At 66.3% G+C, this 504-nt stretch carries 1 protein-coding gene; it reads right to left on the minus strand.

Translation table 11 applies throughout. The annotated features are described in order from the left end of the window. Nucleotides 1-77, minus strand: a 77-nt coding sequence (locus A5750_RS26355; RefSeq protein WP_156624280.1) for a PPE domain-containing protein, incomplete at its 3' end; no start/stop codon positions are given. Nucleotides 78-504: the final 427 nt, after the last annotated feature.

Consider the following 504-nt stretch of genomic DNA (forward strand, 5'->3'; position numbering starts at 1 on the left):
ATCAACGACCCCGACCCCGGACCGGCATAAATCCGCGCCGAATTAACCTCCGGCGGAAGCGCCCCAAAATCAAACACGAATTACCCCTTACCGCGTCGCAGCTGCATGAATGACGTCGAGTAGTGAAAGACGATAGAGCGCATCCGGCCGGCCCCCGGCCGTGCCGACCGGCTGACGTCAGAGCTGGCCGGGCGCGGGCGCATCGCCCGCGGCTGCTGCGCCCCGGTTGTCCAGAGCTGACCACGCGCTGGGCGTCCGGCCGTTTGTCCGCCATGAGGTGGGAAAACAGTCTCCCGGTGATCGCCCTCGCGCGTCACCGGGCCGTAGCCGGGGGGCCGCGCCGTCGTCGCTACCGGGCTCAGCCGCAACCGGCTCTCCATAAAATCCCGACGCGGATAAAACGAATGAGTTGTGTTCATATCCGCTGCTATCCGGCCGAGGGTGGGCGGGTTAGGACGCTGTAGCGGAAGCCGTATTTGTGGGAGTAGCCCGCGGCTGCCCCGG

The organism is Mycobacterium sp. 852002-51613_SCH5001154, assembly GCF_001667425.1.
In the GTDB taxonomy this organism is placed as follows: Bacteria; Actinomycetota; Actinomycetes; order Mycobacteriales; family Mycobacteriaceae; genus Mycobacterium.